The organism is Undibacterium sp. Ji50W (genome assembly GCF_049340445.1).
Classification (GTDB): Bacteria; Pseudomonadota; Gammaproteobacteria; order Burkholderiales; family Burkholderiaceae_D; genus Undibacterium.
In genome coordinates this window covers 254,043-280,433 of record NZ_JBMPOX010000004.1, presented here as the reverse complement: position 1 = coordinate 280,433, position 26,391 = coordinate 254,043, and the positions used below count along the sequence as shown (strand labels likewise).

The following is a 26,391-nucleotide window of genomic DNA, read 5'->3' as shown; positions in this document are numbered from 1 at the left end:
CAGCGTGTGCTGTCGCAGTTTCGTTTTTGCGTTTGCAAAACCCATCATTACCACCATGCTGTCATCCCTGCATCTGATGCAGGAAAGAAGGAGAACATAATGCAAATTACCGGCAAAATGCTTATCGGTAAAAATTCCGTGTTTGGCCTGGCTGGCAACATCAATGCCATCGATCCATCCACCAACCAGCAAATCGAACCCGTATTTGGCTTCGCCACTGCTGAAGATGTGCAGCAAGCTTGCGCCCTGGCAGAACAGGCATTTGATACCTATCGCGAAACCAGTCTGGAGCAACGCGCCAAGTTCCTGGAAACCATCGCCACCGGCATCATGGATCTGGGCCCTGTCCTGATCGAACGCGCAGCACAAGAGACCGGCCTGCCAGTAGCACGCCTGGAAGGCGAACGCGGCCGTACAGTCAATCAGTTGCGCCTGTTTGCCAAAGTCGTACGCGATGGTTACTTCCTGGATGCGACCATTGATTCTGCCCTGCCAGAACGTGCACCGCCACGGCCAGATCTGCGCCTGCGCAAAATTGCGCTGGGTCCGGTCGCGGTGTTTGGTGCCAGTAATTTCCCGCTGGCTTTCTCCGTGGCAGGCGGCGACACCGCCTCTGCACTGGCTGCCGGTTGCCCGGTCGTCGTCAAAGCCCACAATGCCCATCTGGGTACAGCCGAACTGGTTGGTCGCGTCATTCAAAAAGCCGTCGCTGACTGCGGTCTGCCTGAAGGCGTGTTTTCCATGCTGGTCGGTGCTGGTAGCCAAGTTGGTCAACAACTGGTCGGCCATCCTGCCATCAAGGCAGTCGGCTTCACCGGTTCACGTTCAGGTGGCCTGGCGCTGGTACGCACAGCCAATCAAAGGAAAGAACCCATCCCTGTGTATGCAGAGATGAGCAGTATCAATCCGGTTTTCCTGCTGGATGATGCACTGAAAACACAGACTGCCCAGTTGGCACAAAACTTTGTTGATTCACTGACACTCGGTGCCGGTCAGTTCTGTACCAATCCTGGTCTGGTTATCGCTATTGATAGCAACGCTGCCCGCAGCTTCCTGGAACTGGCAGGTCTGGCACTGGAGAAAAAACAGGCGTCCACCATGCTGACGCCAGGCATACACCAGGCTTACGTCAAGGGCAGCAGCCACCTGGCAGAAATCGCCGAGCTGACTGTAGTCGGCAAGGGTCAGCCAGCAGAATCTCCATGTGCGGCACAAGCCTTGTTATCGGTGTGCAGCGGCAGTACTTTCCTGACGACAGCAGCATTGCAGGAAGAAGTCTTTGGCCCATCATCGATCGCCATCCTGTGCAAAGACTTCAATGAAGTCCTGCAGGTGTCGGAATCGCTGGAAGGCCAATTGACCGCTACCGTGCATGCCACTGCAGCAGACCATGACCAGGCGAAGAAGCTGTTGCCAGGTCTGGAAAGAAAAGCAGGACGCATTTTGTTCAACGGTTTCCCTACCGGTGTCGAAGTGGCGCATGCCATGGTACACGGCGGACCTTTCCCTGCCACATCCGATAGCCGCAGTACGTCGGTTGGTGCAACGGCCATAGACCGCTTCTTGCGCCCTGTGTGTTATCAAGCGATCCCTGCCGACTTGTTGCCGGCAGCATTGCAGGATAACAATCCGCTGCAACTGACTCGTATGATAGATGGAAAACTGACTTTGGCATGATGCCGGGCCGGGCTGGCCCTGGTGCACAGGCATCACTGGTCAGCCCGGTCAGTCGGTCGCAAGCAAGTACAAAAATGAACACGCGAGCACACGAACAAGATGTGCCCATCATGAACAACTACAAGGAGACGCTCAGATGAGCCAGCAATCCGTAGGCAAATACCGGTGGACCATATGTGCCCTGCTATTTTTCGCCACCACTGTAAATTATCTTGATCGTCAGGTACTCAGCCTGCTGGCACCTGATCTGTCCAAAGAATTTGGCTGGACGAATACTGACTATGCCAACATCACTGCTGCATTCCAGTTCGTGTATGCGATTTCCATGTTGTTTGCGGGTCGCCTGATCGACAAAATAGGTACCAAGAAAGCGTATCTGCTGGCGATTGCCGTGTGGTCGCTGGGTGCGATCATGCATGCCTACTCCATCGCTGTGGGTCAAAGTGTGGCCAATGCCTTTGCCGCATTGGGTCTGGCTGCTGTCCCGGTATCGGTAACCGGTTTCATGCTTTCACGCGCAGTACTGGCCTTTGGTGAAGCGGGTAACTTCCCGGCAGCCATCAAGGCGACGGCAGAATATTTCCCTAAACAGGAGCGTTCATTCGCGACCGGCATTTTCAATTCCGGCGCGAATATCGGTGCCATCCTGGCACCATTGACCGTACCTTGGATCGCAGCAACCTGGGGCTGGGAAACCGCCTTCATCGTCATCGGTGCCATCGGTTTTATCTGGATGATTTTCTGGAACATGTTTTATGAAAAACCAGAAAAACAGAAATACCTGTCCGCTGCCGAGTTGGCGTATATCAATAGCGGCGAAACACAGAATCCTGAACCAGTCGCGACTGAAGAAACACCTGGCAAGAAAATCTCATGGATGAAGCTGTTGTCGTATAAACAGACCTGGGCATTTGTCATCGGCAAGTTCATGACGGACGGTATCTGGTGGTTCTTCCTGTTCTGGCTGCCGAAATATCTGGAAGCGCAGTACCAGATGCATAAAACCGATATCGTCATACCGTTGGCTGTGTTGTACAGTATGACGATGATAGGCAGTATTGGTGGCGGCTGGTTCCCCAGCTATTTCATGAAGCGCGGTTATAGCGCCTATGATGGCCGCATGCGTGCGATGCTGGTGATTGCCTTGTTCCCGCTGGTGGTATTGCTGGCACAGCCGCTGGGCTATCTGGGACCATGGATACCTGTACTGTTAATCGGCGTGGGTACTTCTGCGCATCAGGCCTGGTCGGCGAATATATTCACTACCGTGTCTGACATGTTCCCGAAAAAATCGGTTGCGTCCATCGTCGGTATTGGTGGTATGGCCGGTGGTATCGGTGGCGTGCTGGTTTCAAAAATCGGCGGCTGGCTGTTCGATTACTACGGTAGTCTTGGCCATATCCAAACCGGTTACACCATCATGTTTACATTCTGCGCAGTGGCTTATCTGCTGGCGTGGAGCATGATGAAGTTCTTGGTGCCTACCTACAAAGAAATCACTGACTTATAACATCACGCGTCATGACTCAGCATTCAGCTCAACTCACCTCTCCGTTTCCAGATCTGGAAGCCATACCGGCGATCAGTTGTGCCGTCGGCGAAAGCCCCATGTGGCATGCACAGCAGGCTGCCTGGTACTGGGTGGATATCCCGGCGAAAACCATCTGGAAACTGGATGCGGGTTCTGGTGTACTGCGCTCATGGCAGACCACTGAAATGGTTGCCTGCATTGCGTTGAAAGATGATGGCGATTTTATCGCCGGTATGGAAAGCGGTATCTTCAATCTGCATCTGGGTGCAGGGCCACGTGCACTGCAAACCCGGCTGGCAGCACCAGATACACTCGGTGCCGGCATGCGCTTCAATGATGGCCGTTGTGACCGCCAGGGCCGGTTCTGGAGCGGCACCATGTTCATGGACATGGCTGCCGCCAAAGCGGTCGGCCAACTGTATCGTTATTCACAGCAACAAGGCTTGTCCGCAGCTTTCGTCAGCAATCTGTTGACACAAAATGGCCTGGCCTGGTCACCGGATGGAAAGACCATGTATCTGTCGGATTCACATCCGGCCAGCCAGACCATCTGGGCATTTGATTACGATGTGGATGAAGGCGTGCCACATGGGCAGCGTGTGTTCATGGATATGAAACCGCTGGCCGGGCGCCCGGATGGCGCCGCCATGGATATCGATGGTTGTTACTGGATATGCGGCAATGATGGCGGTTGTCTGTTGCGTTTTACGCCCGCAGGCAGGCTGGACAGAACCATTCCTTTGCCTATGGCAAAACCATCGATGTGCACGTTTGGTGGCACGAATATGGATACCCTGCTGGTGACATCCATCGGAGTCGGCAAGGCTGAACATGATCATTGGGCCGGCAGCCTGATACTGGTCCACCCCGGAGTATGTGGTGTACCTGAAACCGCTTTTAGCAGTTCAATAAATTGAAATTCATTGCCAGTCAGGACTAATCGCAACGATACGCCTGATATAGCAATCACCCCTTAGCCTTTGAATGCCGCCGTGCAGATAGTCGCCCGGCGGCATTTTTTTATCTAGACAGACAGGATGCTGTTATGCAGCTTGTCGCCTATCTTCACATTCTTCAATTCCAGACCCTTGACGTTGTACAGATACAGCGGGCTGTCGGCATTCACCGGCGTACCAAACTGGCAATCACTGATGGTGACATTGGTCACCGGGAATACCAGAGGGTTCTTGTCGTCACCGTTATAATCCGAGGCAACCGGGCCAAGGATGACAATGGCCTGATAGCAGGAAAACTGGCCTTTCTTGGTCGCCGCATTACCTACCGTGACATTCGAGATATGCACATTATCAACCACGGGGGCACGGGTTCTGACATTGTCGCTTACCGGCGCATAGTCACAGTCAAAGGTAATGACCGCACCAGCTGCCGTTGCCACGGTTTTTGAATGGATAGGTGAGTTCGGCAGCGATGTGTAGAAGGATGGGCTGGTCTGCACGCCGTTCGGGATCGAGATATTGCGGACAAAGAAATTCTTCAGGTAACCGCCACGGTTCATATTGGTCTTCAGGCGAATCGCGGTATTCAGTGGATCTGTGTCCCAATGCAGGTTTTCAAACAACAGGTTTTGCGCATAGACATTCTGTATGCCACCCGCCATTTCGCTGCCCAGCGTGACTGCGCCATGACCGCTTTGCATGATGCAATTCTGAATCACGATATTTTGTGAAGGTCCATACTGGGTATCCAGGTTTTTACCGGCCTTGATGGCGATGCAATCATCACCTGAATCAAAGGTACAGGATTCGACCAGTACATGATCGCAAGCTTCAGGATCAAAACCGTCGCTGTTGGGGCCATGGCTTTTTGCCTTGACATTGCGGATGACCACGTTGCGGCAATGCACAGGGTGATGTTGCCAGAATGGCGTATTGTTGACCTGGTAACCCTGCATCAGCACATTGGTACAGCCGATGAACTGTATCATAGGCGGGCGCAGGTTATGGCCCCGGCCAAAAATACGCTTGCCGATGGGCACCCCGGCTTCGGACAATGCCGGCAAATAACTGCCGTCAGCGCGCCATTTATCGCCTTCACCCTGGATACGCAATCTCTGTTTTTCATCCAGTTGCGGTGCGAGTTTTTCCAGGGAAGCTGCATTCAGTTCATTCGGTGTATTTTCCGAACGCTTGCCGCTCTTGTAATTCGGTGTGGAACCTTGTCCCACTGAATTGATGGTCTTTTGCTTGCCTTTCCAGGTCCACCAGCAATCACCGCTGTCGTCAAAGGGAACGCCACCCTGGCCATCAAGTATGCTGGTCCAGTCATCACCTGTCAGCGCAATATGATCTTGCGCATAGGCATACACCATGGGCGAAAAGTTCAGGCAATCATTACTTTGCCAGCGTGAAATCGTCAGTTTGCCATTCAGGCCGCAATCAAAATTGCCATACTTGGCATAGTCTTCCGGATTATTGCTGAAGTAGATATGCGCGCCAGACTGCAAATGTACATTCACATTCGACAGCAAAACGATGGGACCAGCGCAAAACCAGTTACCGGACGGCACAATGACACGGCCCCCACCAGCCTTATGGCAAGTGGCAATCGCTTCGGTGATGGCAGGGTAAATATCTTTGGAATTTGCAACCGGCGTCGACAGATTGTCTTGCGCTTCAAATGAAATCCAGGCTTTGACGGTTTTCAATTCACAGGGAGCGGCACCGAAATCGGTAATCCTGTAGTCTGCCTGGCGAAATTTGAGGGGCACTGACAGGCGGTCAACTATCGCCTGGGCTTTCAGCCATGGGTCTTCTATCAATGTTGCGGCCAGCACCTGTCCAACCGGCAAGGCTGTGCCAGCACCAAGCGATAATCCTGTCAATGACATTTTCTTCATGAAATCCCGGCGTTGCGACTGTGAGCCCTGGACTTGTGTTACGTGTTTTTTCATTATAGTGTCTCTGTTGTTATCTCTGTTGTTATCTCTGTTCTTGTCTTTGTTTATTAAGCTGTCCTGTGTCCCGTATTGTGGCCTGCTTCACTCGCCAGGCTCATTCATCGGTGTTATTCAATTCTGCGAGAAACACGCGGCTCGGCGTCATCGGCCCGGCATAGCCCAGTTGCTTGACTGGATCAATCTTGCTGACCTTCAGATTCGCCCAATAGTCATCAGAAGAATACTGGGCGGGACGATATGGTAAGGTGCCATATTTGTTCCAGTCAGACCAGGGTTGCAGTGGATGGATGTGGGCACCAATGACAGAATTCATGACCACCATTTTGCCAACCGATTCCAGGGTTTTTTTGGTAATGGTGCCGTTTGGTGCCGTATACACGTCGACCTGCCCGAGCTGGCAGTCGTAACCAGCAACCGGCACTACACCATACGGTGTGCAACGTTCGTTATGGAACCACTGACGCGCCAAGTGGAATTTACCTGCCAGGGAATTGGCGCTGCCATCATGGGTAAAGCGGCAGTGATCAAAGACAAAGCCATATCTGGAATTGATATTGGTGCTGGGTGCGGCCATATAGGCATTCCCACGATCCCCCAGCGCCTTGATTTCAGACTGGTAGAAATACGCCGTCGCATCACCGAAAATGAAATCGACATCGCCTTCCACATACGCATGATTAAAGAAATACCTGGCAGTCTCACCGCCGGCACCTGATTTCATGTACAGGGTATCCTGGAAGCCCAGCATGCGCACGCCATCAAAATGTGTTTTATCTGCACCGTCGAGCATGACTGCCAGCGCCTGGTGATGCACCATCTGCGTCTGCGCATAGACACCAGCATCAGGGCAGGCACCAGCCGGACAATCCGCCCGTGCATTGCCTACGTCTTTGTTGTAGGCATTTTCTACAGTCAGATTCTTTGCTTCGAAACCTCGACTCTTGACCCACAATACACCAGTACCAAACGTACCCAGCGCCGGCCGGTCTTTCAGGCTTTCATACATGGCGGTAATGCTGGTATGGGTCTTATTGAACTGGCTGGCAAAGCGTGACTGATAGACGGCACCGGTCAGCGCCGCATCTAGATTGGCGCTGATTTTGGTCTTTGCCGCATCAGTACCATAAAGGGTAATGGGGCTATCTGTGGCTGGAACATAGACCAGCTCACGATACGTGCCCGGTTTGACCAGGATATAAATGCGCTTGCCTTTATCGGTTTTTTTATCGATATCAGCCATCGCACGGCTGACGGCATCCTGTACGCGATTGAATATATGCACGTCATCGGCCTTGGCACTGGCATCAACCACATATTCAGGAAGCAGGTCAGGGTTGGCAGCAATCGGTGATGACAAGGGGTCCCAGGGGGCGACCTGTTCATTGCCAGGCGTACCGGCATATTTTAATACTTCGGCATAAGAAAATTCCCGGGCTGCGGTTGCATCCAGTTGAGGTCGTTTGACTGCGACGACATGGTCAGGAAAAGCAGCAAATGCCTGTTCGCATTGTTTGGGATTGGCCGATTCTGCATTGAAGCCAGGTTGCCCCGCATCTGCGGTCTTGCCCGACGCGTCGTTCAACAACTGTACATGTTCACGCTGTATGGTACTGCTGGCATCAATCACCACGTCCTGCAAACGCACTACCATGGGGTGACCCGCGTCATAGCCTTGCAGGATAATACGGCCAGCGGTCAATACCTGCACATGTTCCAGCTTGATGTCCTTGTACTGGGGTATCTGCGATCCTTTGGCGTCTTTGCCGTAGTGAGTATCAAAGTCTATCGGCGCCTTGACATTGCGGATGCAGACATTGCGGTAACTGATATTCTGCACCAGTCCGCCGCGCGATATATCACTCTTGATACGCAAGCCGGAAGTCGTTCCATCCATACTCAGGTTATCCACCAGCACGTTACTGACGCCGCCATTGGTTTCGCTGCCTATGGACATGCCGTGGCCAGAATAGAAATGATTATTGCGTATGGTGATGTTTTCCGTCGGGCCATTATTACCCGCCTTGATGGCAACATTGTCGTCACCGGTACGAATATAACTGTTGGCAATGGTAATGTTGCGCGAAGAAATCGGGTCTATGCCATCTGTATTCCTGGCAGTGGCGGGTGTATCAATACGCATGCCCCATGCAGTAAAGCCATTGACCTGATTCAGCGTCACATGAAAATTAGGCGAGTTCCTGAGCGTGATGCGATGCAGGGTGAAATTGTCTGATTGATTCACTTCCAGCAGCCTGGGTACATTCTGACGGTTGTTTTCTTTTTGTGCACGACGCGCAATCTGCCACCACGATTCTTCCTTGCCCAGAATGCGCTCACCGCCCTGCCCATCAATCACGCCATCACCATAAATGCCGCTCCCCTGGGTGCGCTCAGCGGTGATAAATGGCTTGCATCCCCTGCCCTTGTCATCATTCGTGCCGCAAGTACCGTTACCCCGGTCAAAATCTTTAGGATTGGTCGACGTATAGAGAGTGACATCGGCATCCAGCAAAATGGAAACACCACTGCGCAATTGCAAGGCACCAGACAGGAAAGCAGCTTTGCCATTGCGACTGATCAGCCTGACAGCCTGGCCAGATTGACAGGCATCGATGGCGGCTTGCAGGCGACCGGTATCCGGTGCGCGGGCTTCGGTTGATTCTGCTTTGCCGGATTCAAGCTGGGCTGGCACGACGCTGCAAATAGCCGGGGCTTGTGGTTCTTTTACCTGACGACTGTCCTGGGCACTGGCAGGCGCGACATGCAGCGCCATCAGGGCGCCAGATATAACTGGCAAGGTTTTCAAGAGATTCATGGACGTGCTTCCTTGGCGACTTTGGTTTCCAGAGCCGGTACGGCTTGCAACAGCTCAGTCAGGACGATGGCAGAAAATTGCGCTGCGCCTTTGCTACCCAGATGCGTGCGATCAAACAAGGGACGGGCCGCACCGGCACGTTCAGTTTTGACGATGTCTGCACCAGGCGCGCCTGCTGAGGCTGAGGCTGGTGCTGGTGCTGATGCTGATGCAGGAGTTTGGGCTGCTGCAGGCGACGAAGCAGCCGCTGCAGGGTCAGCGGCAGGCGGTGGTGGCGGTGCCATTGCCAGGGTGTCGGCCTCGGCTTGCCCCATGGCTTGTACCGAACGGTAGCTGTCTGCATTCAAGTCCAGCACCGGCACATGCTTGTTGGCGGCAACAGTCATGCTGGCTTCTGCCCATGGCCTGAGGTCATTTTGTAACTGGGTGCCTTTGAAACTGCGGCGTGTCAACGGCGTCACCAGGATGGCTTGTGCACCAGCGGCCTGCAAGTCATCCACATAACGTGCGATATTTACCGGGAATTCTGTCGCCAGATCGGTAGAGCGACCAGGTTTGCCCGGTTGGTCGTTATGACCAAACTGTATCAACACGAAAGTCTGGCCAAACTGTTCGCGGTTTTTCAACAAATTCTGTACTACATCCCATGATCCTTCTGCCCGGTAACTGCTGGAACTGCGCCCACCCTTGGCAAGATTGAGGCAAGTGACTTCGGGTTTGAAGCGTTTGCAAAACGCATCGCCGTAGCCGCTATTCGGTGCCATGGTGGAATCGCCGACCAGGATGATACGCACCGGTTTGTCTGTGCTGGTGCTATCCGCGGTTGCGGCAGTACTGTACACCCCCAATACTAGGGCACTGATCGCGGTCAATATGAGGGAACGGGGAAACAGTTTCATATCATTCTCTATGTCGGTAAAATAAAAAAAGGGGACTGCGGGCATGCCCCTGTCATCAGTATCGGATCAGTTAAGGAGGTCGTGCTTGGCTATGGCGGATGCAGAGCTGCACAGCGCTTTTTCAATCATTGGCGTATTCGGGGATTCTTGTTTGCGGTATCGCAAAGACTGGACAAACTGTTGGATGAGGTAAGTGTCAGGCTTGCTGCTCACTGCCAGGACGGCGGTCGCAGGTACTGCTGGTAAAAACTGCCTGCGCTGGCTCTGCTTCAGATATAGCGCATTGTTCAAACGGGTGTTTCGCATTGTCGCTCCACACCCCCCACGCGCTAACGTGGGGGGGAACTCTTTTTTTAGAAGTTATAAGTCATGCGTGCATTGAACGCGCGACCTATTGGGCTAGCAGCACTGCTCAGGTAACCATAGGTGTAACCGCTATGGTTAGTGATAGGTGGTCTTGCATTGGCCAGATTGGTGATACCGGCTGACAATGTCAGGTTTTTGAAACCACGGTAGCTTGCTGTCCAGTTCCATACCTGGTACGGGTCGATATCACGGAAATATTCAGCTGCAACCAGGTTTTGATCATGATAACCAGTGTTGTAGTTCTGCGTCAGTTGTGAAGTCCAGTTACCTTGGCTCCAGGACATGGTCAGTGTGTGCTTCCAGCGGAAAGTAATGATAGGCAAGCTGCTGGTTGTACCATTGCTGGCCACACCGAAACGGCCCACATTGGAAGTATAGACACCGTCTTTTTCCAGTTGGTTATCAAACTGTGTCAGGTAAGTACCGTTCAGTTCAAACTTGAAATTGCCGACTGCTGTTTTAGGAATCGAATACGCCAGGCCAAGATCAATACCGGACGCTTTTTGGCCACCCAGATTCATGGTGATGTTTTTGATGTAAGCCAGGGAACCATCTGGATTACGTACAAACAGATCAGCATATTTGGTTGGGTTCAGGAAGTACACTTGTTCTGGCAAGTTAGCCAGCATGTCCTTCATTTCGATATGCCAGTAATCGGCAGATACGGTCAGGTTTTGTACTGGTTCTGTGACGACACCCAGAGTGAAACCACGGGATTTTTCCGGGATCAGATCAGGGTTGCTACCAGTCTGACGTGGCAAGGCAACATTACAGACCGTGGCCGCTACCAGGCCAGGCAGCGCCTTACCTGTACCAGCTACACCAGGTGTGCCGCCTGGGCATTGTACCGGGTCATCCCATTTTGCAGCGGTAGTGGCATTCGCACCTGCTACGCGATAGCCATAACGGTCAAACAGTGTCGGTGCGCGGAAACCGGTGTTGGCAGAACCACGGAACATCAAGGATTTCATAGGCTGATAGCGGAAGCTGGCCTTAGGATTGATGGTGTTGCCGAAATCACTGAAATGATCGTCACGTACCGCCACGTTGAAGTTCAATTCCTTGGTGACAGGGATTTCCATCTCGGCATACGCCGCTGCTACATTACGTGCACCCTGGCCATGGGAAGGACCAGAAGCAGCATACGTGACGATAGAGGTGATGTCAGTCTTGGTATCTTCTGTGGTATCACGATGGAAGTCAGTACCCAACGCCAATGTCAAAGGACCACCGCCAAGTGTCATCAATTCCGTCGTAGCAGTCAGATCCACACCAGTGTAGGTACTGATGGAGTGACGATTCAAGGCGCCGTCAACCGAGATACTCTTCAGATAAGCTTTACCAGCAGCATCTTGCAGGCCGAAAGGATTCAGTGAGCCATTCGCCAGACCAGTCAGCAAGCCTGGGCCATTTACATAACCGGAATCATAGTAACCGTCACGCTGGCTGTTACCATAGACAAAACCGAGTTTGTAATCCCAGTTGCCAATGCGGCCTTCGTCGTTAACACTGACGCGCTGATTGACTTGTATATCCTTGGTAATAGCTTCTGCCAGATCGGCGACACTCCAGGTGACTGTCAGTGGCTCACCTTTCAAACCGGTTACTGCAGGTACACCACCGCTGCCACCTGGATACCATTTACTGGTGGATGGCAACAATGCAGTTACGCCGTTGGCTGCCAAACTGGTAGTTGGGTTTTTTGTACCGAGGATGTATTCCTGACCGCGCATGTAATCCACTGTCAGGAAATGGTCATCAGTGAATTTCTTGGTGCCTTTGGCATAGAACGTGACCTGTTCATTACCGTACAACGCGGTACCATACGCCGCAGCATTCAAAATACAAGTATTTTTTGCACCTTGAATACTGTAAGGCCCCTGGCAACCCGTTGCATAGTAAGGATTGGCAGCAGTCTTGTTGGTCGCTGTCGTGAAGTTGGCTGGCATGGCAAAGCCACCGCTACCCAGGGTAGGGGCACGACCTATGCTGGTCAGGATGTCTGTCGTGCTGAGGTCGGCACGGTCAGAAGCCAACAAGCGGGCGCGGCGGTGTGCATCAACAGTTGCATACAAATTCCAGCCATCTTTTTGCAGATCACCGACACCCACAGTGGCGCTCAGGCGTTGCTCATCACCACCGCCGCTTTGTTGCGGTTTGACATATTGTGCCGAAATACTATTACCGACTACGGTACGCTTGGTGATGAAGTTGACCACGCCACCGATCGCATCGGAACCATATATGGAGGATGCACCGTCACGCAGGATTTCCACCCTGGCGATCGCACTCATAGGGATCACGTCCAGATTGGCGTAACCGTCAGCAATCGCTTCATTCGCCAGGCGACGGCCATTCAACAGTACCAGTGTACGATTGACACCCAAACCGCGCAGGTTGATATTGGTACCGGAACCGGCGTTGGACGGTGCCAGCGAACTGGATTCTGGCAGGGACATCATCAAATCTGCCAAGGTGGTCATGCCACGTTTTTCCAGTTCTTCACCCGTCACCATAGTGACAGGCAAGGATGCTTCTGATGCCAGGCGCTTGATGGATGAACCTGTTACTTCCACCCTTTGTACATCTTCTGCATGTGCCTGGCTGACCACCGTCAACACCGCCATGGCGATGGACGACAAAACAAATACTGGCCTGTGATTTTTCTTTACGTCTTTCATTTTCTAGTCTCCTCCGGATTTTACATAAAATTCTTGCCCCCACGTCATGCGTGGGACAATACATGGAGCACCTCGCGTGCCCTGTGCCACTGCGACGAAGATGAGTGCGAAACACTATCGAGGTCACAGCCGGTCAAAAATTTTTCTTACTTCGGCAACAGTCACAAATGTAGGTCTTTGCTTTAGCTGTTATCCGCGCGAGAAAGTTCTTGTCACTCTCTCTAAATGTGCCCGCATCGCCTTTCTGGCCGCTGCAGGATCATGCGAAGCAATCGCTTCCAGAATATTTCTGTGATCTGTCAGCGTTTGCTGGCGTAATTCTTCTGTTTGAAAGTGCTCCTTTAATTTGTGCCACAGCCGGCCCCGTTGACTCCACAGGTATTCAATCGTACCAACCAGCGCACTATTGCCGGTCGCCCTGGCTATGGACAGGTGAAAGTTCCTGTCCGCGTTTTCATTACTTGAGTAATTGGCGTGGTGCTTTTCCATTTCCAGCACCGCCTTCAAAATATCGTCTATTGCTGCATCTGTTGCGACCCGTGCTGCGATGGCTGCTATCTCCGCCTCGATCAACCTGCGCGCCGACAGCACTTCAAACGGACCCGGACCCACTTCAGACAAATCCGGCTGCTCCTCTGGCAACTCACTGACATACACACCAGAGCCGCCACGTACTTCGATAACTCCGCCCAACTCAAGTGCGATCAATGCTTCCCGCAAAGAGGCACGGCTGACACTTAATTTTGTTGCCAGATCACGCTCAGACGGCAGGCGCTCTCCAGGCAAAATATTTTCCTCTGCAATCAACGCCTGAATCCGGTCTGCCACCACGCGGTAAAGACGCGGTTCGTGGCCTACAGATTCGCCGTGCGAATAATTTTTTTTCATCTTGTCTACATCAGGAAAATATGAACAGCCTATGAAAAAGCAATTCGGTCAGGCCATTCTAATGTGGTCAGACCAAATATGCAATGTGGACTAGCCAAAATTTTTATTTGGTGGCATACTCGCCACAGTTGCCCGGGTAAGTACCGAGCGCATACCGACTTCTCTCGACATGAAAACCAGTACTTCTTCTCTATGTCTCATAGGTAAAGTGTGGTTTTAAAGAGAAGCGAAAGGCGCTACGAGGCGGTAGTAAGCCGGGTAAAAAAAAGATCAGGATTGTCGTATTTTGGTTAGACCAAATGTTGCAAAAATGATTTTCAGCTAAAGAAGATATGTAAAACAAGACGGGACTGACACAACATTGTCCCTGCAAGGCGCAGTAATGAAGACAGCACGACCAGGAGTTGCAAGGCAACTGGGACGGTTTTACGTAACACCTATAAGACTAAAAGCAAGTAAGAAGGGAAAAAAATGAGTACATCCACCCCCAAGCCCCCACTCTATATACGCATGCATGACAACGACAACGTTGCGATTGTTGCCAATGACGGCGGATTACTTGCCAATACGGTTTTTCCCAGCGGTCTGCGACTTCTCGAAAATGTACCGCAGGGCCATAAAGTAGCATTGACGGATATCGCAGAAGGTCAATCCATCCTGCGCTACAACGTAACGATAGGTTTTGCGGTAAAGGCAATACCAAAAGGCAGCTGGGTCGAAGAATCACTGATACGCATGCCGGACGCCAGGCAACTGGTGGATTTGCCCATCGCCAACCGTCCTGCCCCCAAAACCGAACCGCTGGAAGGCTATACCTTCCTGGGTTATAAAAATGCCGATGGCAGTGTAGGCACCCGCAATATCCTGGCCATTACCACCACCGTACAATGCGTGGCCGGTGTGGTTGAGCATGCAGTGAAACGCATCAAGGATGAATTGCTGCCAAAGTTTCCGAATGTCGATGACGTCGTCGGCCTTGAACATACCTATGGTTGTGGCGTGGCGATTGATGCGCCGAATGCCGCCATCCCTATCCGCACCGTGCGCAATATCAGCCTGAACCCGAATTTTGGTGGTCAGGCCATGGTCGTCAGCCTGGGTTGCGAAAAACTACAACCTACCAGACTTTTCCCCAAGGGCAGCATCCCCATACAAAGCAACAATAATGGTGGTGAACCAGCGCTGGTCTGCCTGCAAGATCAGGTGCATGTCGGCTTCCAGAGCATGATCGCATCGATCATGACGACGGCGGAAACGCAACTGACAGAACTGAATAAACGTCGCCGCGAACCCTGCCCTGCTGCCGATCTGGTGGTGGGTGTGCAGTGCGGTGGCAGCGATGCATTTTCTGGCGTGACGGCCAATCCGGCAGTAGGTTTTGCGACCGATTTGCTGGTCAGAGCGGGTGCCAGTGTGATGTTTTCTGAAGTCACCGAAGTGCGTGATGGCATTGATCAACTGACCTCCCGCGCCGCCAATGCGGATGTGGCAGCCGCCATGATCAAGGAAATGGAATGGTATGACGAATACCTGAAGCGTGGCGGTGTTGATCGTAGCGCCAACACCACACCCGGCAATAAAAAAGGTGGCTTGTCGAATATCGTTGAAAAAGCCATGGGTTCCATCGTCAAATCGGGTACGGCCCCGATATCCGGCGTCTTGTCTCCAGGCGAAAAGCTCAAGCAAAAGGGCCTGATTTACGCCGCCACACCAGCCAGCGATTTTATCTGCGGCACTTTGCAACTGGCTGCCGGCATGAACCTGCATGTCTTCACCACCGGCCGTGGCACACCGTATGGCCTGGCAGAAGTGCCGGTCATCAAGGTCGCTACCCGTGATGACCTGGCACGACGCTGGCATGACCTGATGGACATCAACGCCGGCAAGATTGCCAGCGGCGAAGCCACCATAGAACAGGTAGGCTGGGAATTATTTCAAATGATGCTTGACGTTGCCAGTGGTAAAAAAACCTGGGCAGAACACTGGAAACTGCATAATGCGCTAGTGCTGTTCAACCCGGCACCAATTACCTGATCGCCCATGCATCTCTTGTATACTTAATGTTAATGAAGTCTCGCATTACCGCTTCGCACTACAGCTTCGCACTACAGCTTCGCACTACAGCTTATCTATTTGAAAATTTGAAGGAAGTTTCATGAATTCTACATCCTCGGAAAAACCATTTAACCGCATCTTGCTGACAGGTGCAGCAGGTGGACTGGGTCAGGTATTGCGAGACAGGATCAAGGCCTGGGCCAATGTGGTACGTCTTAGCGATATCAGCGACATGGGTGAAGCCAGGGAAGGTGAAGAGATTGTTCGTTGTGACCTGGCAGACAAAGCTGCCGTGCTGGCACTGATGCAGGACGTGGATGTGGTCTTGCATTTCGGCGGTATTTCTACCGAAGCCGATTTTGAATCCATCATGCATGCCAATATCCAGGGCACCTACAATATTTACGAAGCCGTGCACAAGTGCAAGGTCAAGCGCGTGATTTTCGCCAGTTCCAATCATGCCGTCGGTTTTTACCGCACCACCGATCATATTGACGCCGACATGCCCACCCGGCCAGATGGCATGTATGGCATCAGCAAATGCTTTGGCGAATCCCTGTCACGTTATTACTACGACCGCTTTGGCATAGAAACTGTCTGCATACGCATAGGTTCATCCTTCCCGGTCCCGACCACACGCCGCATGCTGGTGACGTACTTCAGCTACGATGATTTGTTTGAAATGTTGCGCTGCTCGGTATTCGCACAACGGGTAGGCCATACTATCAGCTTTGGTGTATCCGATAATCCTGGCAAATGGTGGGACAACAGAAAAGCCGCCCATCTTGGTTATAAAGCCAAAGACAATTCTACCCAGTTCAATCACCTTTTCCCTGAAACTGGCGAATATCCGCCAGCAGACGACATCACCACCATTTATCAGGGTGGTGGATTTTTGCTGACTGGCCCACAATACAAATAAGCCAGACACTCAGCACATCAGTTAAACAGTTCAGGCAGGTTTATCCTGCCTTTTTTTATTTGGCCGTCAACTGTAGAAATTGATCGAGGATGTGGAAGTGGTCGTCGAAGAACAATTCTTCCATGCCTTCCAGTTTATCGATGGCGACCCAGGCGGCTTGGGCGGCATCATCTGCCGCGTGAATGTCGGGCAGGTGTTCGGTCTGCAAATCAAAGAAATGCGCATGGGTGATGGTGCGGCCACGCAGGCTGCGGCCCGGATGATCAAAGACTTTGACATCCATTAAAGAATGTTCCAGCGTGGATGCCAGTACCGCCAGATTGGTTTCTTCAAACAATTCGCGTATCGCGCCCTGGAATAGACGTTCGTTCTGATCAAGAAAGCCGCCCGGCAATGCCCATAAACCTTTGCCAGGAAAACCGCCACGCTGCACCAGCAAGATATGGCCAGCAGCCTTGACTACCGCATCCACGGTCACAAACATGGGCGCATAGGGTGCGGTCTTCCACGCAGCCTGATAGGCAAGTAGCTGAGCATGCTCTTTCACCAGCGCCGCATAATGTGGCAAGATGCTCCAGGCTTTCAGATACTGACGTATGCTCAAAGGCAGGTAGTGGGCAATCACATCAAGAGAGACACGCATGTCTTCTGCCTCAAACAGAACACGCCGGATGACGGTGGCATCAATCGCCAGCAATTGTTCCGCCGCAACCAGTTGCCATTGCGGGAAGCGATTCAGATAATAGCTGGATGCATCCTTGAAATGCCCTATCAACGCCACCCGCTTCGCATGGGGATAGTGCTGTGCCACTTTGCCTCTGACTGCAGCGGCCCAGCGCATATCGTCATAGTAATCACGCACTGCAATATACGACACCCTGTCGCGTTCGGACTGGGACAGAGTAGCATTGATCATATCTGCCCTTTCTTGCCAGGTGAACGGGTTCTTGGTACTGCGTGCATGGAAGGAAGAACCGAGTACGATCACCACTTCTTCCGCGGTTTCCAGTGCCAGCTGCAAGAGCGTGGCATGGCCATTATGGAAAGGCTGGAAGCGTCCTATCAATACCGCAACATCGATTTGCATGGTTAACTTCTTAAAATACGGTTCAGGTTAATCTTAATTGCTGTACTTGGCCGCGATCGGCATTTGACGGCCACTGCCAAATGCCCTGGCACGCACACGTATGATAGGCGGAGCCTGACGGCGCTTGTATTCATTGCGTGCGACCATGCCCAGTATGCGGCTCAGGCTCTTCACGCCGGCTTCTGTCTGCTGTAATTGCTCTACAAAGCGCTGGGCCTTGGCAAATTCATGCGCTGGCAAGCGTTTACCTTCTATATGCCATTTCAACATTTCATCCAGCTCTTCATAAGGCGGCAAGCTGTCCGTATCAAGCTGATCCGGTGCCAGCTCGGCTGACGGCGGCTTGCTCAATACATCCTGCGGAATGATTTCACGCCCGGCCACCTGATTGATATGCTGCGACAAGGCGTACACTTCCGTCTTGTACAGATCACCAATCAAACCCAGGCCGCCATTGGTATCGCCATACAGGGTACAGTAACCGACCGATATTTCGCTCTTGTTGCCGGTGGTCAGCAAGAGTGCGCCAAAGGCATTGGAATATTCCATCAAGATGGTACCGCGTATGCGTGCCTGCAGATTTTCTTGCGTCAGCCCTTTTAAAGGCGCAGCAAATGCCTGCTGAAAACCCTGGGCATATTGTTCGACCAGACTCAATATTGGATGCGTCAATAATTTGACTTGCAGGTTGTCACACAGCTTGACAGAATCAGAGACCGAACCCGTGCTTGAATAGGCAGAAGGCATGGTGATGGCAATCACGTTTTCTGCGCCCAATGCCTGTACAGCCAACGCAATGGTAAGTGCAGAATCAATACCACCGGATGAACCCACCACGACTTGTTTGAAACCACAACGACGCGCATAGTCTTGCAAACCCAGGACGATCTGGCGGCGTGTGAATTCCGGCACGGACAAACCTGACCTGTCGGGTTTATCCAGGGCCTGGCCATCGATACCGGTGAACTGATCAGCATCAAATCCCAGCAATTGAAAATCTTCTTCAAAACGGGCCGCTTCAAAAACCAGGCCTGGTCCCGGGGTAACGGCAAATGAAGCGCCATCAAACACCAGTTGATCCTGGCCGCCAACCTGATTCACATACAACAACGCTAATGCATGATGTGCCGCTGCCTTGGCAAACATCGCATGCCTTTGCTGGCGCTTGCCTATGTCAGACGGGCTGGCATTGATGCTGATCACCAGATCGACCTTGGCTGCTGTCAGGGCATTGAAAGGGTTGACCTGATAATCCTGTTCGTCATCGTTCCAGCCATCTTCACAGACCATGAAGCCCAGCTTGTGCCCTGCGATATCCAGCGTGCAGGCAACTTCCTGGCCGGGTTCAAAATGACGGCGCTCATCAAAAATACCGTAGGTGGGCAACAACTGCTTATAGTACTCGGCAAGGATTTCGCCATTGCGTATCGCCAGCAAGGCATTGTGCAAGGCTTTGCCCTGGCCCTTGTTTTTGCGTACCGTTCCTATCACGCTGACCAGGGCGGGATAATCCCTGGAAGCTTGCATGATCTTGCTCAATGCCTGTTCAGCCTTGAGCAAAAAGGCACTGTCTTCCAGCAAGTCGCCCGGGTAGTAACCACAAACACAGAGTTCGCTAAATACAGCAAGGTCAGCATTCGCTGCCGCCGCTTGTTGCATGTGGCTGATGATGGCAGTGGTATTGCCGGCGAAATCACCCACCGTATAATTCAATTGTGCAATTGCCAGTTTCAACATGTTGATCGTCCTGAATTCAACCTGGTTCAAATAAGGGGATGGTGAAAAACCTGACGCAAATAAGCGAGAAAGGTTTCATCTGTACACAATGTCTTGCCAGCCGAATCGGACAGCTTGGCAACCGGCTGACCATTGCAGGACTTGAGCTTCATGACGATATTCAGCGCCTTGATGCCAGTGTCATTCGTCAGATTGGTGCCTATGCCAAAGCCTGTCATGGTGCGGTCCGCAAAGTGCCTGTACAACTTGAATGCGGTTGCCAGATCCAGTCCGTCGGAAAACACCAGGCGCTTGGTATGGGTGTCGATACGCAGTTTCGCATAATGCGCCAGGGCCTTCTCACCCCAAACGACCGGATCACCAGAGTCGTGGCGCAAGCCATCAAACAATTTGGCAAAGTACAAATCGAAATCAGCCAGGAAGGCATCCATGCCGACCACGTCGGTCAGGGCGGTACCGAGATCACCACGGTATTCCTGCACCCAGTCTTCCAGCGCGGCTTTCTGGAAGTCACGCAGACGTACGCCAAAGGATTGATAAGATTGCAGGTATTCATGTGCCATCGTCCCTATCGGTACCAGCTTGTATTTCTTGGCCAGATACACATTCGATGTACCTTTAAAGAATTCTGGCACTTCACGCGCCAGCGTGGCCACTACCTCTTCATGCCAGGTACCAGAAAAACGTCTACGCAAACCAAAATCAAAAAATTCAAAAGCATGGGTCCTGGCGGCTTCTTTACCAAAAGAGCGCAATTGTTCTATCTTGGCGGCGAGCCTGCTTCTGGCTTCCGTCAGGGTTTGTTCAGTCTGCAAACGACGGAAATATAATTCATTGACAATATGCAGCACATAAATTTCAAAGCCCATGACATGCACTTGCGGGCCGGTGGCCACAATTTCCAGCGTATCGCCCTGGGTGCTGACACGAATGAATTTGCGCTGAAAATGGAATACCGTCAGGAAGTCAGTGAAGTCGCTTTTGATGAAGCGCAGTGAACGCAGGTAATCAAGTTCATCTTCATTAAAATTCAGAGCACACAAGTGATCCAGCTCGCGCTCTACATCGGCCTTTAAATCGGCCAGCGGATAAGCGGGAGTGTTACGACAGACGAAAGCATATTCTGTCTGCGCATTGGGATGGCTATGCAATAAAGCCTGCCACATGGTGAATTTATATAAGTCCGTTTCTAGCAAGCTTTGTACTACGGGTTTCATATTCTTCTCTATCTCAATATCGTCTTTGGCGATGCTGTTGTTTACCGCATTGAAAGCAGTTAACTGCATTCAAGCCTTGGCATTCGCCAACAACTCGGGTAGCACATCGGCGATAGTGGCGATCTGTACACCTTTGGCAGCCATGTCGCGGACAAAGCCTTCAAACTGGGCATCAAAGCCACTGACAGCGCTCATGCAGTCTGTCAGCAAGACCAGTTTATGCAAGTCGGCGACTGCAAAATTTTCTACCAGATGTTCTGTGGTTGCCTTCACACAATGACTACCGGCCTCGCCACAGATATACACGCGGTCAGCCTTGCTCAGATCACGGATCAGCGTCTGATTCAATTGCGTATCCGGATCGCTGGCATCCGGCACTTCCGCCCTGACTGCCGAGTAATGCTCAGTCCAGGGGTTCGAGCCCTTGCTGATCTTGGTCACTACCGACAAGGTCTTTTCTTCCCAGGTATTATAGGCTGCACGCACATCAGCATGCACATTTTGGCCCCATGACCCAATTTCACAGTGCACTGGCCAGATCATCAACTGATAACGTCCTTCTGCTTCCAGTGCGTCCAGATAAGCAAGTGCACGTGGCAATGCCTGAGGTTGGCGTGGTTGAAATTCACCGGCGCGGACTGCTGCCGCAGAGATGCCAGTAAAGGGAGCCACATCCCCAGCCTGCGCCGTCATCCAGAACGTAGGGTGAGCAATGTCGTAGCGATGATGCGCATCCAGGGTAATGCTGATACCCGTCAAGCCATCCGCGCCTGCACGTATCAATCCAGCGACACGCACCATGTCGGCATGGGCGCCTGGTACCGGCAAGGCAGGTACCAGGCTAGCGCCACTTTGCGCATCGACCGGCAGACAGGCAGGCGGCAAATCACAGAAATCGTTTTGTGGATCAATGACCAGGAGTTGCAAATTACGTTTCATGATAGATTCCTTTCTTCTGAAATTGAGTTCATTGTAGGATACTTAGTTTTATTTTGCAACTAAGTAAAACTACTATGGCAGAATCGCCGCTGATGAAGCACGACTACAGGTAATACCTCGCGCATTTCTATGGGAAGTATAAGAAGATGAATTGCCAGCTCAGGCTCTACTCAAGGGATTAAAGCTGGCAGATGCCAGCCCTGCACGTACGGCAAACAATTGTGCAGGCCGGTTGCTGCCCAGCCTTTGCCGACCAGGCAATTCATCCAGGAAATCACCTTCCTTGATGCGTTTTCTGAAGGAGCTTTTATCCAGCGGGCGGCCGAGAATGATTTCGTACACTTGCTGCAATTCAGAAAGCGTAAATTCAGCCGGTAACAGATAGGCAGGAAGCGAAGTATATTCAACCTTGCCACGCAGGCGTTGCAAGGCAAGTTCCAGGATAGCCGAGTGATCAAATGCCAGTTTCACCGCAGGTTTTTTGTCATCCAGCGGATACCAGGCGGCCTCGTCCGCCCCGGCACCGTGACGCAACTCCACAGTTTCAGACGAAATCAGGGCAAAATAGACAAAGGTGCTGGACCAGCCACGCGGGTCGCGGTCTTTACTGCCAAAGCCTTGCAACTGTTCAAGGTAGGGCGCTTCCACCCCGGTCTTTTCGCTGAGCTTTCGCAAGGCAGTCGCGTCCAGATTGGCATCACGTTGCACATCGATAAAACCACCTGGCAAAGCCCATTTACCTTTGTACGGATGATCACCACGCTTGACTAGCAATACCTGCAAGAGATTATCCCTGATCGTAAAAATGACCAGATCCACACTCGTCAAAGGAATGTCGTAATCATGGATATTGTATTGACGCAGAAATTCCTGCTCTTCACTGTCTTTTTTTGATACTGCCATGTTTTCATCCCGGTGTTATAGGCTTTCATTATAGCTTGGAACGATTCTTAGTGCATATTTACAACTTTCTTAGTTGTATTTTACAACTAAGTGTTTTATAGTGATGTCAATTCAATGATAGTTGCATGTGCAAGTATAAAAAGAAAGGCAATAAAAATGAAAACCACATCCGTCAATAGGAAACAAAGAGCAGATATTGCCCGGGATAGTCTGGATATCTTTGCGCGCGGTAGCTATACCAATCTACATGGGCACCAAGTTAACATTGAGAAAGATTTGTCAGTTGCGATACTAGCGTCCAAACACTACACAGCAGATGCTTTGAAAGAAATATTGGGGACAATGACGAATGAACCTAGATTCGCGACTCAGGTTGTAGTAAAAAACGAAACCAGTTTATCTGCAACAAATCGCCTGATAGAAGAAGGCGCAGATAACCCTCTCTGCCTGAATTTTGCATCAGCAAAAAACCCGGGTGGTGGTTTTTTGGGTGGATCGGAAGCCCAGGAAGAAAGTTTGGCGAAATCGTCCGGCTTGTATCCCTGCATTGCCCAAATGACCGCGATGTATGAAAAGAATCGCAATATGCATTCAAGCATCTATCATGACGACATGATTTATTCTCCACGTGTTCCTGTATTCCGTGGTGATGACTATGCATTACTGGACAGTACTTATCTCGCCTCTTTTATTACTGCACCGGCAGTTAATCTTGGCGCTTTGAAGAAAAATGAACCGCATCGCCTGCAGGAAGTTGCAGAAATCATGCAACTTAGGGTCAATCTGGTTTTAGCATTGGCACAACAGCACGGGCACAAGCAATTGGTTTTAGGTGCGTGGGGTTGCGGTGTGTTTGCCAACGATCCGAAAGACATTGCAATCTATTTTGCAAATGCCACATCGCCTGATGCGCCATTCCATGGCGCATTTGAAAAAATAATTTTTGCCGTTCTGGATAAAAGCAATAGCGGAACTTATTCTGCGTTCGAGGCAATATTTAAAAATTTCTGAAAGCAAAAAAAAAAATGAAAACAACAACAAAAGACATCAGTAAATTTCTCAGCTTCATTTTGCGCCATCAGCCTGAGAGCATGGGCATAGAACTGGATGAACAGGGATGGACAAGCATCAGCAAGTTGATAGGGCAAGCTGGCCTGCATGGAAAGTCGATCAAACTGGCAGATGTACAGGAAGCCGTGAAAACCTCGGACAAGCAACGCTTTGCCATCAGTGAAGACGGCTTGATGATACGCGCGAATCAGGGTCATTCCGTCAAGGTTGATTTGGCCTTACCCCAAACAACGCCACCAGAAATTCTGTTTCATGGTACGGCAAGCCGTTTTGTTGCCTCCATCATGAAAGATGGTCTGCGTCCGGGTTCAAGGCACCACGTGCATTTGTCAGCAAAACAGGAGACTGCAAAGACGGTAGGCGCACGTCACGGTGTGCCGGTCATACTGACAGTGCGCGCAAAAGCCATGCATGATGCCGGGCATACCTTTTACTTGTCTGCCAACGGTGTATGGCTGTGCGATACGGTGCCGCCGCAGTACCTGACAAGAAACACAGATCATGCATAAGCGGCCGAACAAAAATACTTATTGGGTGCAAGCCGGGCACTTGCTTGCTGGTGAATACCCGGGTGCCATAGACCCCGCTATCAGTGCGCGCAAGCTGGAAAATTTTCTGGATTGTGGCGTCAGACACTTTATCGATCTGACGGAAACAGGGGAATTACATCCTTACCTTGATCAGCTCATGGCATTGGCAGACCTGCGTGGTTTGCAAGTAAGGCACGAACGCTTTGCGATTCCAGACAAAAGCATACCGGCATCACCAAAGCAGATGCACACTATTCTGCACAGCCTGAACAAGGCACTGGAAAAACAGGGTGCAGTCTATGTTCATTGCTATGGTGGCATAGGTCGTACCTGTATGGTCATCGCATGCTATCTGGCACAAACCAGGGAAGATAGCCATGCAGCACTGAAAGAACTGGATTTGCTATGGCAACAGATGGAAAAGAAAGACCGCTGGCCGAATACGCCAGAGACGCCGGAACAACTGGCGTGGGTAATGAACTGGAATACGCATCAGGGACACAAATGAACATCCGTGACTTGGAAAAATGAAATTTAAAAACTATCTCGAACAAATCCCGTCATGGCCAGAGTCAGGCAAGCATGTCATGGCGCAATTCGATGACACGTCTATCATTGTCTATCAGGCTTACCGGCATGAAATTGCCAATTTCGCGGTTCAGCATCAATACTTTGGCGGCGAATTCAGTTATAACCGTATGAGTTGGATAAAACCGAATTTTCTATGGATGATGTTCCGCTCCGGCTGGGCGCAGAAACCGGGGCAAGAACGCATACTGGCCTTGCGCATCAAACGTACATTTTTTGACGAGTTGCTGGAAAACGCCGTCAGCTCAAGCCTTGACTTGAACACCTACCCGACACACGCAGCCTGGCAACAGGCCGTGCAAGATTCTGATGTGCGTTTGCAATGGGACCCCGATCACGACCCGGCTGGTTTGTGCGTTGAGCGTCGTGCTGTACAGCTGGGTTTAAGGGGTGACGCACTGCGCAGGTATGGTCGTGAAGAAATACTCGAAATTATAGATGTCACTGCCTTTGTCGGAGAACAGCGTCAGCACGTGCAAGAGTTTGAGAATCTTGTCATTCCTTATGAGGCGGTTTATACCTCGGCCTGATCACCAATTGTATTTCACATTCTTTGTACGAATACGTGAGATGCAAAAATGTCGTTTGTGTACACCCCCGGCATGGGATTCAATAGTAACTGAAGAAATACAACGCCACGCCCGGCTTATGTATTTCATTCCTGATCTTACTATTGGAGTTTCCATGATTGTCCAGACAGAACAAAACTTATATCAGTTTCAGGGTAAACCATCATCAGATGATGGTCTGGTCGTCGCCAGCATGAGTTATGTCATTCCCTCAGGCACGCGGCCCTGCAGTTATACCTTCCAGCCACCGCCAGGCATCCCATGGGAAAGTGCTGACTACGATTTACGTTCCATCAGCATCCATGATGCCCGACAGGCAGATAGTGCGCCGCAACTGGAGCGCGAAGGGTTTGAGTTGTGGGATGCGGCGACTTCTGTGAAGGACTTCTTGAATCTGGAGGAAATTCGCTCTGTGTATTATCAAGAAGCGCGGGAACTGGCCCTGGCAGCTACCGGTGCCAGGAAGGCGTATGTCTTCGACCATCTGTTGCGCAAGCGCGAAGCGACGAACACGCCTCTGTCCTTTGGCAAAAGAGCCGCAAATGGCATGGCTGCAGCAAATGGCCGCATCCACAATGACTATACTGAAGCCTCTGGCAAGAAACGCCTGGACCTGGTGATTCAGGATGTGGAAGAACTGGCACAGGTGCGCCGTTACAGTATCGTGAATATCTGGCGCCCCATTCGCAACACGGTACTGGATACACCGCTGGCGGTCTGCGATGCCCGTACGGTAGAACAAAAAGACCTGGTGTCCTGCGATGTCAGGTACCCCAACCGGACTGGGGAAATCTATCTGGTCAATTTCGCGGCCCGTCACCACTGGTCTTATTTTTCACGCATGGAGCCGCATGAGGCCATGGTCTTCAAGCAATATGATTCGCAATTCAATGGCTGTAGCCGCTTCACCCCGCATGCTGCATTTGATCACCCACATATCCCGGCACACGCCAGGCCGCGTGAAAGCATAGAACTGCGCTGCCTGGTCATTTACTGAAA

20 protein-coding genes are annotated in these 26,391 nt (G+C 51.5%); 10 read left to right on the top strand and 10 right to left on the bottom strand.

What is annotated here, in order from left to right:
• Positions 1–99: 99 nt before the first annotated feature.
• The 3 genes from ACO0K9_RS09750 (at position 100) to ACO0K9_RS09740 (ending at position 4,125) form a co-directional block, all read left to right on the top strand.
• Positions 100–1,677, top strand: coding sequence for an aldehyde dehydrogenase (NADP(+)) (locus ACO0K9_RS09750; RefSeq protein WP_422984265.1), 1,578 nt, complete (start codon positions 100–102; stop codon positions 1,675–1,677).
• 136 nt (positions 1,678–1,813) lie between these two features.
• Positions 1,814–3,187: an MFS transporter gene (locus ACO0K9_RS09745; protein ID WP_422984263.1), complete on the top strand. Its 1,374-nt coding sequence runs from the start codon at positions 1,814–1,816 to the stop codon at positions 3,185–3,187.
• A gap of 11 nt (positions 3,188–3,198) precedes the next feature.
• The gene (locus ACO0K9_RS09740; protein ID WP_422984261.1) at positions 3,199–4,125 is read left to right on the top strand and encodes an SMP-30/gluconolactonase/LRE family protein; all 927 of its coding nucleotides are present in this window, start codon (positions 3,199–3,201) and stop codon (positions 4,123–4,125) included.
• Positions 4,126–4,232: 107 nt separating this feature from the next.
• Here ACO0K9_RS09740 and ACO0K9_RS09735 read toward each other — a convergent pair whose 3' ends face one another.
• The 5 genes from ACO0K9_RS09735 to ACO0K9_RS09715 all read right to left on the bottom strand — a co-directional run bounded on the left by ACO0K9_RS09735 (position 4,233) and on the right by ACO0K9_RS09715 (position 13,774).
• Positions 4,233–6,119, bottom strand: a complete 1,887-nt coding sequence (locus ACO0K9_RS09735; protein ID WP_422984259.1) for a glycoside hydrolase family 28 protein — start codon at positions 6,117–6,119, stop codon at positions 4,233–4,235.
• Between the two features lie 100 nt (positions 6,120–6,219).
• Positions 6,220–8,940, bottom strand: a complete 2,721-nt coding sequence (locus ACO0K9_RS09730; protein ID WP_422984257.1) for a pectinesterase family protein — start codon at positions 8,938–8,940, stop codon at positions 6,220–6,222.
• On the bottom strand, positions 8,937–9,839 hold the full coding sequence (locus ACO0K9_RS09725; RefSeq protein ID WP_422984255.1) for a GDSL-type esterase/lipase family protein: 903 nt from the start codon (positions 9,837–9,839) through the stop codon (positions 8,937–8,939). Before ACO0K9_RS09725 ends, ACO0K9_RS09730 begins: the two co-directional genes overlap by 4 nt.
• Positions 9,840–10,192: 353 nt before the next feature.
• Complete coding sequence (locus ACO0K9_RS09720; RefSeq protein ID WP_422984253.1) at positions 10,193–12,886, bottom strand: TonB-dependent receptor plug domain-containing protein; 2,694 nt, start codon at positions 12,884–12,886, stop codon at positions 10,193–10,195.
• Positions 12,887–13,075: 189 nt separating this feature from the next.
• Positions 13,076–13,774 carry a FadR/GntR family transcriptional regulator gene (locus tag ACO0K9_RS09715; RefSeq protein ID WP_422984251.1) on the bottom strand — a complete coding sequence of 233 codons (699 nt, stop codon included), beginning with the start codon at positions 13,772–13,774 and terminating at the stop codon, positions 13,076–13,078.
• Between the two features lie 471 nt (positions 13,775–14,245).
• Between ACO0K9_RS09715 and garD the strand changes: the two genes are divergently transcribed.
• Entirely contained in the window at positions 14,246–15,808 is a 1,563-nt protein-coding gene (gene garD, locus ACO0K9_RS09710; RefSeq protein ID WP_422984249.1) for a galactarate dehydratase, read from the top strand.
• 121 nt (positions 15,809–15,929) lie between these two features.
• Positions 15,930–16,751: an NAD-dependent epimerase/dehydratase family protein gene (locus tag ACO0K9_RS09705; protein ID WP_422984247.1), complete on the top strand. Its 822-nt coding sequence runs from the start codon at positions 15,930–15,932 to the stop codon at positions 16,749–16,751.
• Positions 16,752–16,806: 55 nt separating this feature from the next.
• Here ACO0K9_RS09705 and ACO0K9_RS09700 read toward each other — a convergent pair whose 3' ends face one another.
• From ACO0K9_RS09700 to ACO0K9_RS09680, 5 genes are all read right to left on the bottom strand, one after another.
• A complete protein-coding gene (locus ACO0K9_RS09700) occupies positions 16,807–17,838 on the bottom strand; it encodes a bifunctional nicotinamide-nucleotide adenylyltransferase/Nudix hydroxylase (RefSeq protein WP_422984245.1) in 1,032 nt (343 codons plus the stop codon).
• A gap of 33 nt (positions 17,839–17,871) precedes the next feature.
• Positions 17,872–19,575: an NAD+ synthase gene (locus ACO0K9_RS09695; RefSeq protein ID WP_422984243.1), complete on the bottom strand. Its 1,704-nt coding sequence runs from the start codon at positions 19,573–19,575 to the stop codon at positions 17,872–17,874.
• A 26-nt stretch (positions 19,576–19,601) separates the two neighbouring features.
• Complete coding sequence (gene pncB / locus ACO0K9_RS09690; RefSeq protein WP_422984241.1) at positions 19,602–20,792, bottom strand: nicotinate phosphoribosyltransferase; 1,191 nt, start codon at positions 20,790–20,792, stop codon at positions 19,602–19,604.
• A gap of 69 nt (positions 20,793–20,861) precedes the next feature.
• Positions 20,862–21,731: a cysteine hydrolase gene (locus ACO0K9_RS09685; protein WP_422984239.1), complete on the bottom strand. Its 870-nt coding sequence runs from the start codon at positions 21,729–21,731 to the stop codon at positions 20,862–20,864.
• A gap of 159 nt (positions 21,732–21,890) precedes the next feature.
• Positions 21,891–22,634: an NUDIX hydrolase gene (locus ACO0K9_RS09680; protein ID WP_422984237.1), complete on the bottom strand. Its 744-nt coding sequence runs from the start codon at positions 22,632–22,634 to the stop codon at positions 21,891–21,893.
• A 156-nt stretch (positions 22,635–22,790) separates the two neighbouring features.
• On the opposite strand from ACO0K9_RS09680, the gene ACO0K9_RS09675 reads away from it, so the two are divergent.
• The 5 genes from ACO0K9_RS09675 to ACO0K9_RS09655 all read left to right on the top strand — a co-directional run bounded on the left by ACO0K9_RS09675 (position 22,791) and on the right by ACO0K9_RS09655 (position 26,389).
• Entirely contained in the window at positions 22,791–23,645 is an 855-nt protein-coding gene (locus tag ACO0K9_RS09675) for a TIGR02452 family protein (RefSeq protein WP_422984235.1), read from the top strand.
• A 14-nt stretch (positions 23,646–23,659) separates the two neighbouring features.
• Positions 23,660–24,214 carry an RNA 2'-phosphotransferase gene (locus ACO0K9_RS09670; RefSeq protein WP_422984233.1) on the top strand — a complete coding sequence of 185 codons (555 nt, stop codon included), beginning with the start codon at positions 23,660–23,662 and terminating at the stop codon, positions 24,212–24,214.
• Positions 24,207–24,743, top strand: a complete 537-nt coding sequence (locus ACO0K9_RS09665) for a protein-tyrosine phosphatase family protein (RefSeq protein ID WP_422984231.1) — start codon at positions 24,207–24,209, stop codon at positions 24,741–24,743. The genes ACO0K9_RS09670 and ACO0K9_RS09665 overlap by 8 nt, the downstream gene beginning before the upstream one ends.
• Before the next feature lie 19 nt (positions 24,744–24,762).
• Positions 24,763–25,353 carry a DUF4291 domain-containing protein gene (locus ACO0K9_RS09660; RefSeq protein ID WP_422984229.1) on the top strand — a complete coding sequence of 197 codons (591 nt, stop codon included), beginning with the start codon at positions 24,763–24,765 and terminating at the stop codon, positions 25,351–25,353.
• Positions 25,354–25,507: 154 nt separating this feature from the next.
• The gene (locus ACO0K9_RS09655) at positions 25,508–26,389 is read left to right on the top strand and encodes a CmcJ/NvfI family oxidoreductase (RefSeq protein ID WP_422984227.1); all 882 of its coding nucleotides are present in this window, start codon (positions 25,508–25,510) and stop codon (positions 26,387–26,389) included.
• Positions 26,390–26,391 lie beyond the last annotated feature (2 nt).